We start from the raw sequence: 14,358 nt of genomic DNA on the forward strand, positions 1-14,358 counted from the left end.
GGAAGGAAGGAATCGGTTGGGAGCACGGCGGTCGACGGCCACAGCCGTTGCGCGGACGAAGGCATCTCCGCTGCGGCGGTTTTGCCGTCGCAGGAGAACGAGGGATCGGGCCCTCAGCCTTCGGATCGATCCCGCGCTACGGGATCCATGGCCGCACGGCGAACCGTGCGTCGCCGCTCAGTGAGGCGGCGGTGCGGCGCTGAAGAACTCGCGGAAGTGCTTCTGCACCACCGCTTCGCATTCAGCGCAACCGGAGCCCTCGGGCTCGTAGAGTGCAGCGGGCCAGTTCGAGGCCCCGGGCAATACGCTGCACGTGACCGGAATGCCGGCGTTCTGGAGCCGCTGTGCGAAAGCGAGGCCCTCGTCACGCATCGGGTCATCCTTGCCGACCAGCACCAGCGTCCGGGCGACCTCGGCCAGTCGCAGCGACCCGCCCGGTACCGCGTAGGGGTGCGTGGCATTGACCGGGCGGTTCAGGAATTCCCGCCAGCCCGACGCCCACCGGCACTGGACCGCATCGCCCGTCGCCTGCCGCAATGAGGCGGTGCCGGCGCAGGGGTCGAGCATGGGCGACAACAGGATCTGCCCGGCCAGCGGCGGATGGCCCCGGTCGCGCGCAATCATCGCCACCGCCGCCGCCACATTGCCTCCGGCTTCCTCGCCTGCGAGGAAAAGGTCGGCCCCCTTGCCACCCAGCTTGGCGCGCTGCTTGTAGAGCCATTCGAGAGCCGCGTAACCCACCTCGATCGGCTCGGGGAACGGCGCCTTGGGCGCTTTCGGGTAGTCGAGCGACACCACCACCGCGCCCGCGCCGGCCAGAAGGCGCGCCACATTGCGGCCGTTGTCGAGACCGCCGCAAACGAAGGTCCCGCCATGGAAATGCAGCACCAACGGCACGGTCGCGCCACGGGCGCGCTCGCCGTAGATGCGGGCCTTGACGGGGTCGCGACCGGGCAGGTCGATGCTGATGTCGGGTTCGGCACCCCGCGCGGCGACTGCAGCGGCATCGGCAGATGGCGGGGACGGTCGGGTGGACATGAGGCGGCCTCGGTGGATGGACGATGGATGGAATATAAGACGCCGCCCTCATGCTTCAAACAGGATACGAGCCCCTACTCTGTTTCCAACCGGCTAACAATCGGCTCAAATGACCATGTGAGAATCCCGCTCCCCCGGCCCCAGGGCCACCCCCAAAGCGCACTCTCAGGAGCAGCATAGATGGATCAGATCCAAGGCATGCGGATCTTCGTTCGCGTCGTCGAAGCAGGCACTTTCACCCGTGCCGCCGACTCGCTCGGCCTGCCCAAGGGCACGGTCACCAAGCAGATCCAGGCGCTGGAAGCGAGGCTGCGCGTCAAGCTGCTCAACCGTACGACCCGCCGAGTCACGGTCACACCCGACGGCGCCGCCTATTACGAGCGCACCGCCCGGCTGCTGAACGATTTCGACGACATCGAGGCCAGCATGACGAACGCGCAGGCCAACCCGACGGGCCGGTTGCGGATCGACGTCGGCTCATCCATGGCACGTCTGGTCATCCTTCCAGCGCTGTCGACCTTCTGCGACCAGTACCCGGACATCCAGGTGGACGTCGGCGTGAGCGACCGCACGGTCGACCTGATCACCGACAACGTGGATTGCGTGATCCGCGGCGGCGACCTCACCGACCAGTCGCTGGTCGCGCGGCGCATCGGCAACCTGCCGTGGATGACGGTGGCCTCGCCCGCATACATCAAGCGCTACGGCATCCCGCAGCATCCGACGGATATCGAGAAGCGGCACCTCGTGGTGGGCTTCTTCTCCGGCAGCACCCGCCGCGTCTACCCGCACGAATTCCACCGCGGCGACGAACAACTGGAAATCACCGGGCCCTATCGCGTGTCGGTGAACGACAGCAACGCGCACATGACGGCGGTGCTCGGCGGCTACGGGCTCTCGCAGGTCATCACCTACATGGCGGAACCGTACCTCGCGAGCGGCGAGCTGGTGCAGATCCTGCCGGAATGGACGCGCCCGTCGCTGCCGGTGCACGTGGTGTACCCGCCAAACCGGCACCTGAGCGCCAAGGTGCGAGCCTTCGTGGACTGGGCGGCGGAGTTGTTTGCGAAGCATCCGCAGTTGCAGCGAACCGAACCCGTCCCCGTTCCGGCCCCTATTGCCAGGACCGCCTGAGCGCCGCCTGGCTGCCCGGCGGCAGCACGCCGAGCCGGACGTGTCCGGGCAGGCCGAAAGACGCAGCATCGCGCAGCTTGATGCCCTGCGCACGAAGCGCAACGGCGCGCTCCGCCGAACATGGCACGTCCGGTCTCGCGCAGAAGTAGTTGGCAACGCTGGGCAGGCATCGCCAGCCCAGCGATTCGCACATCTCGCGCTGCGCCGCTTTCCACGAGCGCAGCGTGGCGCGACTTTCATCCAGCCACTGTTGCGTCGTCGAACGGGTCCAGCTTTCGAGCAGCGCGACGCCGTGCGCGCCGATCGGCCACGACGGCGCGAGCGCCGCGAGCTGCGCCACCCTGTCTTCCCGGTCCACAGGCGCGATCGCATAGGCGGCGCGAATGCCGGTCAGTCCCAGCGCCTTGTTCGGCGTCCAGAGCTGCCAGATCGCGTTCAGGCGCTCCCGGCTCAAGGCAAGCGCACCCTCCAACCTCAGGGGCTCGTAGGCGAGATCGATCACGCAGACCGCCTCCGCGCCCAGCCCGTCGATGCACGGCTCGAGCCCCTCCTGCGCCTGGCCGAGCGGACTTGATGGATCGCAGCACCAGGCCAGATCGGCGCCGTGGCTCACCCGCTCGAAACCCCATGCGCCCGCTGCACGCAGGTAGTCGCCGTAGCAGTGCGGCGGCACCTGGATCCGACGGCCGCCGCGCTGCGCCACCGCCGTGGTGATCCGCGCGATGAACTCGCTGGCGCTCGACGCGATCACGATCCGACTCGCATCGACGTGGTGGAAGTCGGCAAGCCGCTCACGCAGCGCGGTGTAGCGCGGGTCCGGGTAGCGGCGAGGATCGGCATTCTCGATCGCCGACAGCGCATCGGGACAAGGACCGCATGCGTTGGCGTTGGTCGAGAAGTCATGCAGCGCCGCGCCCAGCGCGTCAGGGCCGCCGTGCATCATGTCCACGCAGTCCGGCCGGCCATCGCCACCGTCGCGCCGATGGCGGACAACACCACCACGCGCGATGCAAGCGTCGCGGCGCGCACCGTGTCGGACGCAATGGATTCGCGCCCTGGCGCATTGAGCACATACACGCCGGGCTTCGCCAGCCGCACGCCCAGCCGCAAGGCCATCGCGCCCATGGGCCATCCGCCGTTGGGCGACGGCGTCCGGCGAGCCTCCCGCCTGCACGACGCCCACGCAACCGGCGACACCGGCAGCAGCAGGGCCGCAGTGATGCGCGCCGGTATCCACGAAAGCACGTCATCCACGCGCGCGGCCCACTTGCCGGCCCATTCCCAATCGTGACCCGCACGCGCACCACGGTAGCCCCACATCGCATCCGCCGTATTGGAGAAGCGATAGACAGCCGCGCCCGGCAACCCCAGCAGCACAAACCAGAACAACGGTGCGACCAGCGAATCATTGAGGTTCTCGGCCAGCGATTCGATCGCGCTCTCGCGCACCTGTACTTCGCCGAGCGTGCTGACGTCGCGGCTCACCAGCCGGGCGAGCTGCGTCCGGCCTTCGTCGAGCGATCGGCCGAGTGCCGCTTCGACTGCCAGCACTTCATCCCACAGCATGCGCCACGCCAGCAGCGGCTTGAGCGCAAAGCCCACCAGCAGCGCACCTGCCCACGCCGGCAGCATCACGGCGACCAGCGCGATCCCGACGGCAACCGCCGCGACCATCGACGCCCCCACGCACCAGGCGAACGCGCCTGCGCCGAAAGTGAGAAGACGATGCGTCCGGTCCTCGCCCGGCCGCGGCGCGATCCGGCTCCCGGCCCAGCCCAGATACCGACCCATCCACACCACCGGATGCCAGCCGTCAGGCGGCTCGCCGAGCCATCGATCGATTGCCAGCGCCAGCCAGAGTGCGGCGATCGAAACCAACGCCGCCGGCTCCTAGTCCTCGATCCCGCGCTGCGCGGGAATGCCGGCCTTGAACGCATGCTTGATCATCGTCATCTCGGTCACCGTGTCGGCGAGCTGGATGATTTCCTCGGGGCAGCGCCGGCCGGTCAGGACCACGTGCACCTCCTTCGGTCGCGTGCGCAGCGTCTCCAGCACACCGTCGAGCGGCAGCCAGCCGTAGATCAGCGGATAGGTGATCTCGTCGAGCACGACGAGGAAATGCTCGCCGGAGAGGATCGCCGCCTTCGCCTTCTCCCACCCGTCTCGCGCGAGTTGCGCGGAGCGTTCGAGGTCCTGGCTCTTCCAGCTGAAGCCGTCGCCGAGACCTTCGATCGGAATGCCGATCTGCTCGAACATCCGGTGCTCGCCGAAGCGCGCGCTGGGGACCTTCATGAACTGGAAGATCTTCACCGCCTTGCCGCGTCCATGCGCGCGCAAGGCGAGGCCGAAGGCAGCGGTGCTCTTGCCCTTGCCGTCGCCGGTGTTGACGATCACGAGGCCGCGGCGCTCGCCTTCGGGCTTCTCATAGGGCTTCTCGCTGGGTGGGGTTTCGATGTGCATGGGTCTTGAATGGGTCAACGCGCAACGGCCAGCCACTGGCCTTCGATTTGGTACACCACGACACGCCGGTCGAACACGGCCTCCAGCGCGCGATGCGTGCTGCCGTCATCGCAGGCGCCGTGATGAAGAACGCGCCCTTGCGCCATGACGACCATGTCGTCGGCGGCGAGCGCGGCATTGAGTTCATGCAGCACGCTGACCACGGTGCGCCCCTGTGCGATGAGTTCGCGCACGGTCTGCATCCAGTCGGCCTGATGCGGCGGGTCGAGGTTGGCAAGCGGCTCGTCCATCAGCAGCACGTCGGCTTCGACAGCCAGCGCGCGTGCCAGCAGCACCCGCTGGCGCTCGCCGCCGGAAAGCTGGCCGAGCGGCCGGTCGCGCCACTCCCAGGCCTGCGTGCTGCGCAGCGCGCGTTCCACGGCAGCGCGATCCGCGTCGTTGGGCGCGGCGAGCCAGCGCTGGTGCGGCAAGCGGCCGAGCATCGCGACGTCGTACACCATGAGGTCGTCCGCACTGCCCTCGCCCGCGCCGCCCTGGCCGAGCCACGAGAGGCGCCGGGCCCGTGCGCGCCCCGGCATCGCCGCGAGCGGCTCGCCCAGCAGACGCACCTCGCCGCGGTGCGGCAGCAGGCCCGCGAGCACCTTGAGCAAGGTCGACTTGCCCGCGCCGTTGGGGCCGACGATGCTGGTCCAGCGCCTTTCGGGGAACGACACATCGATCGCGTGCAGCACCTCCGTGTGGCCGAGCCTCGCACCAATGCGCCGCCCTTCAAGCACAGCAGTCATCGCGCACCGCCTTTTGCGCTGCGGCGATGCATGAGCCACAGCAGGTAGGTTCCGCCGAGCACCGCGGTCAGCACGCCGACGGGCAGTTCCTGGGGCGCGATCAGCCATCGCGCCAGCAGATCGGCAGACATCAGCAGCAGCCCGCCCATCGCGCTCGACAGGATGATCAGCCGTGCATGCGTCGTCTTGACCGCCGAACGCACCAGATGCGGTGCGGCCAAGCCGACGAAGGCGATCAATCCCGTCTGCGCCACCGCGGCGCCGGTCGCCAGCGCCAGCACCGCCACCAGCGCCGCGCGCATGGCACCGAGCGGAAGGCCGAGGCTGCTCGCGGTCGATTCGCCGAGCGCCAATCCGTCCAGTACCGGTGCCAGCGCCCAGCCCAGCAGCAGGCAAACCAGCGCGAGCGCGCCCATGATCGCGCAGGCGCTCCATCCGACGAGGCCGGTGCTGCCGAGCATGAAGCCCTGGATCGCCTGGAGAATGTCCGCCGATGCAATGGTGATGAGGTCCTTCACCGCGCCCAGCACCACGCCGACGATCACGCCCGCCAGCAGCAGACGCAGCGTCTGCTGCACGCCGCGCGCGAGCAGTAGCGTGAGCATCACCGCCGCCACCGCGCCGAGAAACGCCGCCCCGGTCATGCCCAGGCGAACCACCCACTGCGTGCTGGCCGGCGATGCGCCGAACAGCCACAGCGCCGCCGCCACGCCGAGCGAGGCACCGGACGCGCTGCCCAGCAGATAGGGGTCGGCCAGCGGATTGCGGAACAACCCCTGCGCCACCGCGCCCGCCAGGCCGAGCAGTGCACCGGCCAGCCATGCGCCGAGCGTGCGAGGCAGCCGGATGTCCCACACGATCTGCATCGCCACCGGATCGTGCCAGGCGCCCCAGAGACTCTCGAACCCCGTGCTGCCCACGCCCGCGCCGAGCGTCAGCACGATGCCGCCAAGCAGCAGCAGCACGACACCGAGCCCGAGCGCAAGACGGTGTTCGCTCTTCATCGCTTCGCCTGGGACTGCAGGCACCGCGCCATGAGAGCCGCGGCTTCGCCCATGCGCGGACCCGGCCGCACCAGCACGTCGGATTCGTCGGCGGTGAAGCGGCAGATGCGCCCGTCGCGCACGGCCTTGATGCGGCTCCATCCCGGCCGCTGTTCGAGCCCCTGGGCACTTCGCTCGCCCACCATGATCAGGTCGGGATCGGCGCGCACCACGAACTCGGGGTTGAGCTTCGGGAAGGGCCCCATCGAGCCCGGAACGATGTTCTTGGCACCGAGGCGCGACAGCGTCTCGCCGATGAACGACGACTCGCTCGCCGCATACGGCGCGCTGCTGACCTCGAAATACACCCGCGTGCGCCCGACGCTTTCGGGCAGGGACTGCGCCGCCGCCGACACGCTCGCATCGATGTCGCGCCATACGCGCGGCGCGTCGTCCGAGCCGATCACGCGAGCCACCGAGTCGAGCACGCGGCGCACATCCGCATGGTTCTTGGGTTCGAGCACCAGCACCTTGAGGCCGAGCCCTTCCAGCCGTTCGGTCACGCGCGAAGACTTCGCCAGCAGCACCACGTCGGGCCTGAGCGCCACGATGGCCTCGACATTGGGATCGATCCCGCCGCCGACCTGGGGCAATGCGCGCACCGACTCGGGCCAATTGGAGTAGCGGTCCACGCCGACCAGCCGGTTGCAGGCGCCGAGCGTGCAGACGGATTCGGTCAGCGAAGGCAGCACGGTGACGATCCGCTGCGGAGGCCTGGGCAGGTCGACGGACACGCCGCGCTCGTCGGTCACGACGATCGCCTGCGCCGCGGCCGCGAACACGGCCAGCACGGCAGCGAGCGACAGTCTCGCAAGGAGATTCATTCGGGTTCCTTCAGGGCCAGCGGCAGGCCGGCCACCATCAGCGTGACACGGTCGCAAGCAGCCGCCACGCGCTGGTTGAGCATGCCCAGCGCATCGACGAAGGTGCGCACCTCGCGGCCGAGCGGGATCACGCCGAGGCCGATTTCGTTGCCGATCAGCACGACCGGGCCGCTGGCAGCACCGAGTTCGCGCACCAACGCGGCGGTGGCGGCTTCGATCTCGACCGGGGTGCACGCGAGGGCATCGCCCGGCATCATCAGATTCGTGAGCCAGAGCGTGAGGCAATCGACCAGCACCAGTGTTTGGGGCGACGCATGCGCACGGATCGCCTCCGCAACAGCACGCGGTTCCTCCACCGTGCCGAGCCCAGGCACGCGCAGCGCGCGATCGCGGCGATGACGCGCGATGCGCGCGCGCATTTCGTCGTCATGCGCCTCCGCGGTCGCGATGAGCACGGCCCGGTGCGCATCCGAACGCCCGAGCCACGCCGCGGCGAGCTCTTCGCCGCGGCGCGATTTGCCGCTCTTCTGGCCACCGAGGATCAGTTCGCGGCAAACATCGCTCATTTCGGCTGCCACCTCAGCGTCAGGTAGAACGCGCGGCCGGGCTGGTTGTAGCCCCATGCGGTCTCGTAGTTCACGTCGCCGATGTTCGAGACGCGCCCCTGCACCGACCAGTCCTTCGCCACGCGGTATTCCACATATAGATCGACCGTGGTGTAGCCGTTGAGGACGCGCGTGTTGGCCGCGTCGTCATAGCGCTGGCCCACGTAGAGCGCCGAACCACCGAGCTTCCACGCGCCGATCTGGTAGTCGGCGCCGAGCGTGGCCTGGTCCTTCGCGCGCCGCGGCAACTGCTTGCCGGTCACTTCGTTGTGCGGATCGAGCGAGTCGTAGCTCGCATGCAGGCCGAGGTTGCCGAACTGGCCGTCGTAGCTCAGCGTGCCGCCCTGGATGCGCGCGCGCGGGATGTTCTGCGGCAGCGTCTCGTTGGTGATGAAGCCGGTGATCTTGTTGTCGTAGCCCACCAGCTTCACCGTGTGGCCGCCCTGGCTCCAGGTGATGCCGAGGTCGGTGTTCTTTCCTTCTTCCGGCTTCAGGTTCGGATTGCCGAAGCCGGGGTAGTAGAGCTGGTTGAACGACGGCGCCACGAAGCTGGTGCCATGCGACACGTTCACGCGCCAGTTCTGCGTGATGCGGTAGCCGTAGCCGGCGAACCAGGTGTCGTTGCCGCCGAACTGCGAGTTGTCGTCGTGCCGCGCGTTGAGCTGCCAGCTGTGCGCGCCCTGGTCGCCGTTGAGGCCGACGAAAGCGGAATTGATGTCGCGGTCGGTGACGGTGTAGCGCGTGTCGCTGTTCACGTTCTGCTCGAGCCGCTCCAGGCCAGCGATCACCGTGCCGACCGGCGTGGCGATGTCGTTCTGCCAGAGGTACTGGTTCTGCGTGGTCTCGAACAGCCCCGGCACGTTGCCGGGCGCGGCCACGATGTTCTGGGTCTTGTCCTCGCTGCGGGCGTAGCGCAGCTGGGTGTTCCAGTTCGACATCACCTTGCCGCTCGCGCCCACGTAGGCGGTCTGCGTGCGCACCGTGTTGCGGCTGTCGCGCCCAGGACCATCATCGAAGCGGTTCAGGCCGTCCGAATACAGGAGCCCGGCGTCCAGCTTCCAGTCCGGGTTGAACTGGTAGCCGAACGAAGCGTTGGCCGCGCTCTGGTTGAACGGGTCGCGGTCAGGGTTGTAGTTGCCGAATTGCACCCTGCTGTTGGTGGCGGAAAAACTGTCCTGGATTGTGCGCTGAACGTCCAGCGAGTAGGTCGCGGCGCCCGACGCGCCGCTGAAGCCGCCGGTAATCTGCTTGTAGCTCTCGCTGCCGAGCGTCGTCGAGGCGCGCGGCATGAAGACCGAATCGCCCGCCGCCGCCTTGCGCGTGAAGATCTGCACCACGCCCCCCACACCGTCGCTGCCGTAGAGCGCGGAGGCCGGACCCTTCACCACTTCGATGCGGTCGATCATCTCGACCGGGATGTTGTCCCAGTTCGGCGTGCCGAGCGTCGCGGAGCCGTAGCGCACGCCGTCGATCAAGAGGATGGTGTGGCGCGCCTCGGCGCCGCGGATGTAGACACTGCTCGACTTGCCGGCACCGCCGTTGGCCGAGATCTGGACGCCGGCGACGCGCGCGAGGATCTCGGGCAGCGTGCGGCTGGCCTGCTGCTCGATCTGCGCGCGATCGATCACGACGGTGTCGGAGACCAGGTCATCGACGCGCGTCGGCGTGCGGGTGGCGGTCACCACGGTTTCGGTGAGCGTGGGCGCGCTTTGGGCCATCGCGACGGATGACACGCCCGACAACGCGGCCACGGCCAGGGAAATGTGGGTAGCGCCCGCGAGCGGCCACGACGAAGCGCACCGGTCGGTGCGATGGAAGAAAACGCTTGTCTTCATGGGGACAACAAAAGATCAATGTCCTTCGCCGGCTTCCCCGCCAGCGCATGGACGTCATGGCCGACACATGCGCGAACATGCGGCGACCGCCTCGTTGGCCGGTATCCGGGCTGGCAGCACGACCTTCGTCGCCTTCCCAGAAGCCTGTTTCATTGCTTCCAGTGGCTGATTGACGAAGGCGGCATCCCTCAAGAGGATGCCGACTGCTTGACCGTTGCGGGGGCAGCGCAGGTTGGCTTGAGCCCTGTGAGGGCGTCGGCTTCTGCTTCCCGTTCAACTGCGACGTGTGAACCACTTCGCGAGCACCAACAGCGCGGGATTGTAAAGTCTCGTGAAACTCGTTCCACCGAGCCGTCGGCCGGCCGTGGAAACCCGCAAGCGCCGGAATCTACAATCGCCCCCCATGCCTGCACCGAGCCGTATTGAACAGATCGCCGAGCGTGTCGAACGACTGCTCGTGCGCCATGAAGAAGTACAGCGCACCAATGCGTTGCTGCAGGAACAGGTGGAGGCGCTGACGCGGGAACGCGATGCGCTCAAGTCCCGCCTGACCGCCGCGCGGACGCGGCTCGATGCCCTTCTCGATCAGCTCCCGGCCGATCCCACACAAGATCCGAGCGCCCGCTCATGAAACAAATCGAAGTCCAGATCATGGGCCAGAGCTACCTGCTCGGCTGTCCCGAAGGCGGTGAAGCCCAGTTGCGCGAAGCGGTGGAACGTGTCGACGCGGCGATGTGCAAGATCCGCGACGCCGGCAAGGTCAAGGCGCGCGACCGCATCGCGGTGCTCGCTTCGCTGAATCTCGCATTCGACCTGGCGCAGCGCGAAGCCGAAGCCCCGGCCGCACCGCCCGCGTCCGCGTCCGCGTCCGATCCCATCGCGGACGATGCACGCGCCGCGCAACTTGTCCAGCGTCTCGATCAGGCCCTCGCCGGCGACGGACATTTGCTCTGAAAACTCGTGCCACCGCGTCGGGTCGGCGTAAAATCGCGCCTGTCTGCGGTGCGCGCTGGGCTCTATATGTCCTTGTACCAATGCTCCACGGAGCAGGGCTTGGTATATCGCTTGGCAGGTGTGATCATCTCGCGTCAGATGAACCCGAAGCCTTGCTGCCCTCGCCCACCTGAACCCCGGTTCAGGCTGCGAGTCCAGGCCCACTCGCAGACACCTATTCCTCATCGCCACGGCCCCCGCATCGGGGCCGTGGCTTTTTTCTGGCCTCTGTTTCGTACTGCATGACGATCGAACCCCTGCTGATCGCCGAACTCGCCCTTCTCGGCGTCGGCACCGGATTCCTGGCCGGCCTGCTCGGCATCGGCGGCGGCATGCTGATGGTGCCGTTCCTCACGATCATCATGGGCCACCGCGGCGTATCGGCGGATCTCGCGGTGAAGATGGCGATCGCGACTTCGATGTCGACCATCATCTTCACCTCGATCGCGAGCGTGCGGGCGCATCACAAGCGCGGCGCGGTCCGCTGGGACATCGTCCGGCGGCTCGCCCCCGGCATCGTCATCGGCAGCCTGATCGGGAGCCTCGGCCTGTTCTCGCTGCTCAAGGGCACCGCGCTCGCGATCTTCTTCGCGTTGTTCGTCGGCTTCTCGGCCACGCAGATGTTCCTCGACAAGAAGCCCAAGCCCACCCGCCAGATGCCCGGCACAGGCGGCCAGCTCGCGGCCGGTGGCGTGATCGGCTTCGTCTCGGGCCTCGTCGGGGCCGGCGGCGGCTTCATCAGCGTGCCCTTCATGACCTGGTGCAACGTCGCGATTCACAACGCAGTAGCGACGAGCGCGGCGCTCGGCTTCCCGATCGCTGTGGCCAACGTGGCGGGCTACATCGCGAGCGGCCAGTCGGTGCAGGGGCTGCCCGCCGGTGCCTTCGGCTACATCTGGCTGCCGGCGCTCGCGGCCATCGCGGTCACCAGTTTCCTGGTCGCGCCGCTGGGCGCGAAGGCGGCGCACAGCCTGCCGGTGTCGAAGCTCAAGCGGGTGTTCGCGAGCATCCTCTATCTACTCGCGATCTACATGCTCTGGAAAGGCCTGCGCGGCTGAGGTTTGATCTGACACAAGCGCGTCTCCGCGCGGCTGGCTTAAAGTCGTCGCACTCAACAGAAGGAGAAGTGCATGTTCCAGCGAATCCTGGTCGCCACCGACGGCTCACCTCTCGCCAAGAAGGCGGTGACGAGCGCCATCGCGCTGGCGGCGCAGAACGGCTCCGAACTGGTCGCGCTGACCGTCGTGCCTCGCTACCCCACCAACTATTTCGACGGTGCCGCCGTCTTCACGCCCGAGGACATCGGCCGCATCGAAAAGCAATGGGCCGAGTCGGCCCAGACCGCACTCGACGCGGTCGCCACCGAGGCCAAGGCGGCCGGTGTGAACGTCAAGACCGCGGTCATCAGCTCGGATGTCGTCGGCGACGCGATCATCGGTGCGGCCAGGAAGCACGAGAGCAACCTCATCGTCATGGCCTCGCACGGCCGCAAGGGCATCAAGCGGCTGCTGCTGGGCAGCGAAACCCAGCATGTCCTTACGCATTCGGAGCTTCCTGTTTTGGTGCTGCGCTGATCGCGGTTTATAACGACGCAGCGGTGCTGCCCTCGCCGCACCGCGCTACCAAGAAAAGAAAGGAAGTGAATGAAGATCCTGATCGCCGTGGACGGCAGCCTCCACACGCAGAAAGCCATCGACTACCTGGCGAAGCATCGCCCGATGTTCGTGAACGGCAATGAGTTCGTCGTGGTCCACGTCTGTATCGGCGTGCCGGGGCATGTGGCCCGCCATCTGAGCAAGGGAACGATCGCGGAGTACTACACGGAAGAAACCGCGAAGGTCATCGAACCGGTGAAGGCGCAGCTCGCGAAGCACGAGATCACGAACTACAGCGTCGACGCGCGCCACGGCCATGCGGCCGAGGAAATCATCAAGTCCGCCAACGAGTGCGGTGCCGAGCTGATCGTCATGGGCACGCACGGCCATGGCCTGATCGGCCGCGCGCTCATGGGTTCGGTGGCCACGAAGGTCGTGGCGGAAACCGACATCTCCGTCCTCCTGGTGCAATAGCGCCGCTCAGGCGCTCGCGAACAGCCCTTTGTGCTGTTCGCGCAAGAGCGCCTTCTGTACCTTGCCCATCGCGTTGCGCGGCAGCTCGGCCACCACGAAGCAGCGCTTGGGAATCTTGAAATTCGCGAGCCGGGCCTTGAGGTCGGCCACGATCGCATCGGCATCGAGTGTCGCGCCCGCCTTCGGAATCACGATCGCCACGCCCACCTCGCCGAAATCCGGATGCGGCACGCCGACGATGGCGCTTTCTGCCACGCCGGGCATCTCGTTGATGAATCCCTCGATCTCCGCCGGATAGACGTTGTAGCCGCCGCTGATGATCAGGTCCTTGCTGCGCCCGACGATGGTCACGTAGCCGAGGCCGTCGATCTTGCCCACGTCGCCCGTCTTGAAATAACCGTCGGGCGTGAACTCCTCCTTGGTCTTCTCCGGCATGCGCCAGTAGCCGGCGAACACGTTCGGCCCGTCGACCTCGATATGTCCGATCTCTTCGGTCGGGCACGGGTTGCCGTGGTCGTCGCGCACGCGCAGGCGCACGCCGGGCAGCGGGAAGCCCACCGTGCCGCCGCGCCGCTCGCCCTGCACCGCGCTGTACGGGTTGGAGGTGAGCATCGCCGTCTCGCTCATGCCGTAGCGCTCGAGGATGGTGTGATCGGTGCGCTCGCGCCATTCGTTGAAGGTCTCGATCAGGAGCGGCGCGGAGCCCGAGATGAACAGCCGCATGTTGCTGCACGCCTCGCGCGTGAGTCCGGGCTCGGCCAGCATGCGCACGTAGAGCGTCGGCACGCCCATGAAGACGGTCGCTTCCGGCAGGCGTGCGACCACGCGGCGTGGATCGAACCGGTTGAGCCAGATCATCCGGCTTCCGCTGATCAGAGCGCCGTGGATCGCGACGAAGAGGCCGTGCACATGGAAGATCGGCAGCGCGTGGATCAGCACGTCGCCATCGCCGCGCTTGGACGAGCGCCAGCCCCAGTAGTCCTTGAGCACCTCGGCGTTCGACTGCAGGTTGCGGTGCGAGAGCATCGCGCCCTTGCTGCGGCCGGTGGTGCCGCTGGTGTAGAGGATCGCGGCGAGATCGTCGCCCCTCTTGCGGGCGATGTCGTGCTGGTCGCTGCACTGCGCCGCGACTTCGAGCAGCGTGCCCGTGCGGTCGTCGTTGAGCGTGAAGACATGGCGCGTGCCGGCCTTCGTTGCGATCGGCGCGACCCAGTCCGCGTTGGCACTGCTGCAGACGACCACCTCTGGTTCCGCGTTGCCGATGAAATACTCGATCTCGGCCTGCCGGTAGGCGGTGTTGAGCGGCAGGAAGACATAGCCCGCGCGCAGCGTCGCGAGGTACAGCAGCATCGCCTCGACGGACTTCTCGACCTGCACCGCGATGCGTGCGCCCTCCTTGAGCTTCAGCGCACGGAGCAGGTTCGCGATCATCGCGCTCGCGCGGTCGAGATCGCGCCAAGAATAGTAGAGGCCATCGTCGGTCTCGACCGCGATCGAATCGAGATCCGAGGGAAAGGCCGCGCGCAGCGCAGCAAAGAGATTGGCGTTCGTTGTCGTATCGGTCATGTGAAT

General features: G+C 67.5%; 16 protein-coding genes and 1 riboswitch. Of the genes, 6 read left to right on the forward strand and 10 right to left on the reverse strand.

Annotated features, from left to right (window positions below; genetic code table 11):
* Window positions 1-177 precede the first annotated feature (177 nt).
* Entirely contained in the window at window positions 178-1,038 is an 861-nt protein-coding gene (locus BLW05_RS02595) for an alpha/beta hydrolase fold domain-containing protein (RefSeq protein WP_093159281.1), read from the reverse strand.
* A 180-nt stretch (window positions 1,039-1,218) separates the two neighbouring features.
* Between BLW05_RS02595 and BLW05_RS02600 the strand changes: the two genes are divergently transcribed.
* Window positions 1,219-2,172 (forward strand): LysR family transcriptional regulator, encoded by a 954-nt coding sequence (locus BLW05_RS02600; protein WP_093159284.1) that lies wholly within the window; start codon window positions 1,219-1,221, stop codon window positions 2,170-2,172.
* Here the strand turns inward: BLW05_RS02600 and BLW05_RS02605 are convergent.
* Genes BLW05_RS02605 through BLW05_RS02640 form a run of 8 tightly spaced genes read right to left on the reverse strand, consistent with a single transcriptional unit; the run spans window position 2,153 to window position 9,724 of the window.
* Window positions 2,153-3,112 (reverse strand): aminotransferase class I/II-fold pyridoxal phosphate-dependent enzyme, encoded by a 960-nt coding sequence (locus BLW05_RS02605; RefSeq protein WP_093160417.1) that lies wholly within the window; start codon window positions 3,110-3,112, stop codon window positions 2,153-2,155. The genes BLW05_RS02600 and BLW05_RS02605 overlap by 20 nt on opposite strands.
* Window positions 3,112-4,050, reverse strand: a complete 939-nt coding sequence (gene cbiB, locus BLW05_RS02610; protein ID WP_093159286.1) for an adenosylcobinamide-phosphate synthase CbiB — start codon at window positions 4,048-4,050, stop codon at window positions 3,112-3,114. The genes BLW05_RS02605 and cbiB overlap by 1 nt, the downstream gene beginning before the upstream one ends.
* A 12-nt stretch (window positions 4,051-4,062) precedes the next feature.
* Window positions 4,063-4,632, reverse strand: a complete 570-nt coding sequence (cobO, locus tag BLW05_RS02615; RefSeq protein ID WP_093159289.1) for a cob(I)yrinic acid a,c-diamide adenosyltransferase — start codon at window positions 4,630-4,632, stop codon at window positions 4,063-4,065.
* Between the two features lie 14 nt (window positions 4,633-4,646).
* Window positions 4,647-5,417, reverse strand: coding sequence for an ABC transporter ATP-binding protein (locus BLW05_RS02620; protein WP_093159292.1), 771 nt, complete (start codon window positions 5,415-5,417; stop codon window positions 4,647-4,649).
* The gene (locus tag BLW05_RS02625; RefSeq protein ID WP_093159294.1) at window positions 5,414-6,421 is read right to left on the reverse strand and encodes a FecCD family ABC transporter permease; all 1,008 of its coding nucleotides are present in this window, start codon (window positions 6,419-6,421) and stop codon (window positions 5,414-5,416) included. The genes BLW05_RS02620 and BLW05_RS02625 overlap by 4 nt, the downstream gene beginning before the upstream one ends.
* A complete protein-coding gene (locus BLW05_RS02630; RefSeq protein ID WP_093159297.1) occupies window positions 6,418-7,284 on the reverse strand; it encodes an ABC transporter substrate-binding protein in 867 nt (288 codons plus the stop codon). The genes BLW05_RS02625 and BLW05_RS02630 overlap by 4 nt, the downstream gene beginning before the upstream one ends.
* Window positions 7,281-7,850, reverse strand: a complete 570-nt coding sequence (locus BLW05_RS02635) for a bifunctional adenosylcobinamide kinase/adenosylcobinamide-phosphate guanylyltransferase (protein WP_093159300.1) — start codon at window positions 7,848-7,850, stop codon at window positions 7,281-7,283. The genes BLW05_RS02630 and BLW05_RS02635 overlap by 4 nt, the downstream gene beginning before the upstream one ends.
* A complete protein-coding gene (locus BLW05_RS02640) occupies window positions 7,847-9,724 on the reverse strand; it encodes a TonB-dependent receptor domain-containing protein (protein WP_256329981.1) in 1,878 nt (625 codons plus the stop codon). The genes BLW05_RS02635 and BLW05_RS02640 overlap by 4 nt, the downstream gene beginning before the upstream one ends.
* Window positions 9,725-9,802: 78 nt before the next feature.
* Window positions 9,803-10,049, reverse strand: a riboswitch (cobalamin riboswitch).
* Between the two features lie 78 nt (window positions 10,050-10,127).
* Between BLW05_RS02640 and BLW05_RS02645 the strand changes: the two genes are divergently transcribed.
* The 5 genes from BLW05_RS02645 (at window position 10,128) to BLW05_RS02665 (ending at window position 12,786) form a co-directional block, all read left to right on the forward strand.
* The gene (locus tag BLW05_RS02645) at window positions 10,128-10,355 is read left to right on the forward strand and encodes a DUF904 domain-containing protein (protein WP_093159302.1); all 228 of its coding nucleotides are present in this window, start codon (window positions 10,128-10,130) and stop codon (window positions 10,353-10,355) included.
* Window positions 10,352-10,678, forward strand: a complete 327-nt coding sequence (locus BLW05_RS02650; protein ID WP_093159305.1) for a cell division protein ZapA — start codon at window positions 10,352-10,354, stop codon at window positions 10,676-10,678. The genes BLW05_RS02645 and BLW05_RS02650 overlap by 4 nt, the downstream gene beginning before the upstream one ends.
* Window positions 10,679-10,959: 281 nt before the next feature.
* Complete coding sequence (locus BLW05_RS02655) at window positions 10,960-11,775, forward strand: sulfite exporter TauE/SafE family protein (RefSeq protein WP_093159307.1); 816 nt, start codon at window positions 10,960-10,962, stop codon at window positions 11,773-11,775.
* 72 nt (window positions 11,776-11,847) lie between these two features.
* On the forward strand, window positions 11,848-12,291 hold the full coding sequence (locus tag BLW05_RS02660) for a universal stress protein (RefSeq protein ID WP_093159309.1): 444 nt from the start codon (window positions 11,848-11,850) through the stop codon (window positions 12,289-12,291).
* A 69-nt stretch (window positions 12,292-12,360) separates the two neighbouring features.
* A complete protein-coding gene (locus tag BLW05_RS02665) occupies window positions 12,361-12,786 on the forward strand; it encodes a universal stress protein (RefSeq protein WP_093159311.1) in 426 nt (141 codons plus the stop codon).
* A gap of 6 nt (window positions 12,787-12,792) precedes the next feature.
* On the opposite strand, the gene BLW05_RS02670 is transcribed toward BLW05_RS02665, so the two are convergent.
* Entirely contained in the window at window positions 12,793-14,352 is a 1,560-nt protein-coding gene (locus BLW05_RS02670; protein WP_093159313.1) for a malonate--CoA ligase, read from the reverse strand.
* Window positions 14,353-14,358 lie beyond the last annotated feature (6 nt).

It is taken from the genome of Variovorax sp. YR216 (assembly GCF_900107745.1).
Taxonomy (GTDB): Bacteria; Pseudomonadota; Gammaproteobacteria; order Burkholderiales; family Burkholderiaceae_C; genus Variovorax.

Bases quoted from the DNA above. Each gene is read 5' to 3' on its own strand.
- BLW05_RS02595 (WP_093159281.1), bottom strand. From the start codon at position 1,038: ATGTCCACCCGACCGTCCCCGCCATCTGCCGATGCCGCTGCAGTCGCC.
- BLW05_RS02600 (WP_093159284.1), top strand. From the start codon at position 1,219: ATGGATCAGATCCAAGGCATGCGGATCTTCGTTCGCGTCGTCGAAGCA.
- BLW05_RS02605 (WP_093160417.1), bottom strand. From the start codon at position 3,112: ATGCACGGCGGCCCTGACGCGCTGGGCGCGGCGCTGCATGACTTCTCG.
- cobO (WP_093159289.1), bottom strand. From the start codon at position 4,632: ATGCACATCGAAACCCCACCCAGCGAGAAGCCCTATGAGAAGCCCGAA.
- BLW05_RS02620 (WP_093159292.1), bottom strand. From the start codon at position 5,417: ATGACTGCTGTGCTTGAAGGGCGGCGCATTGGTGCGAGGCTCGGCCAC.
- BLW05_RS02625 (WP_093159294.1), bottom strand. From the start codon at position 6,421: ATGAAGAGCGAACACCGTCTTGCGCTCGGGCTCGGTGTCGTGCTGCTG.
- BLW05_RS02630 (WP_093159297.1), bottom strand. From the start codon at position 7,284: ATGAATCTCCTTGCGAGACTGTCGCTCGCTGCCGTGCTGGCCGTGTTC.
- BLW05_RS02635 (WP_093159300.1), bottom strand. From the start codon at position 7,850: ATGAGCGATGTTTGCCGCGAACTGATCCTCGGTGGCCAGAAGAGCGGC.
- BLW05_RS02640 (WP_256329981.1), bottom strand. From the start codon at position 9,724: ATGAAGACAAGCGTTTTCTTCCATCGCACCGACCGGTGCGCTTCGTCG.
- BLW05_RS02645 (WP_093159302.1), top strand. From the start codon at position 10,128: ATGCCTGCACCGAGCCGTATTGAACAGATCGCCGAGCGTGTCGAACGA.
- BLW05_RS02650 (WP_093159305.1), top strand. From the start codon at position 10,352: ATGAAACAAATCGAAGTCCAGATCATGGGCCAGAGCTACCTGCTCGGC.
- BLW05_RS02655 (WP_093159307.1), top strand. From the start codon at position 10,960: ATGACGATCGAACCCCTGCTGATCGCCGAACTCGCCCTTCTCGGCGTC.
- BLW05_RS02660 (WP_093159309.1), top strand. From the start codon at position 11,848: ATGTTCCAGCGAATCCTGGTCGCCACCGACGGCTCACCTCTCGCCAAG.
- BLW05_RS02665 (WP_093159311.1), top strand. From the start codon at position 12,361: ATGAAGATCCTGATCGCCGTGGACGGCAGCCTCCACACGCAGAAAGCC.
- BLW05_RS02670 (WP_093159313.1), bottom strand. From the start codon at position 14,352: ATGACCGATACGACAACGAACGCCAATCTCTTTGCTGCGCTGCGCGCG.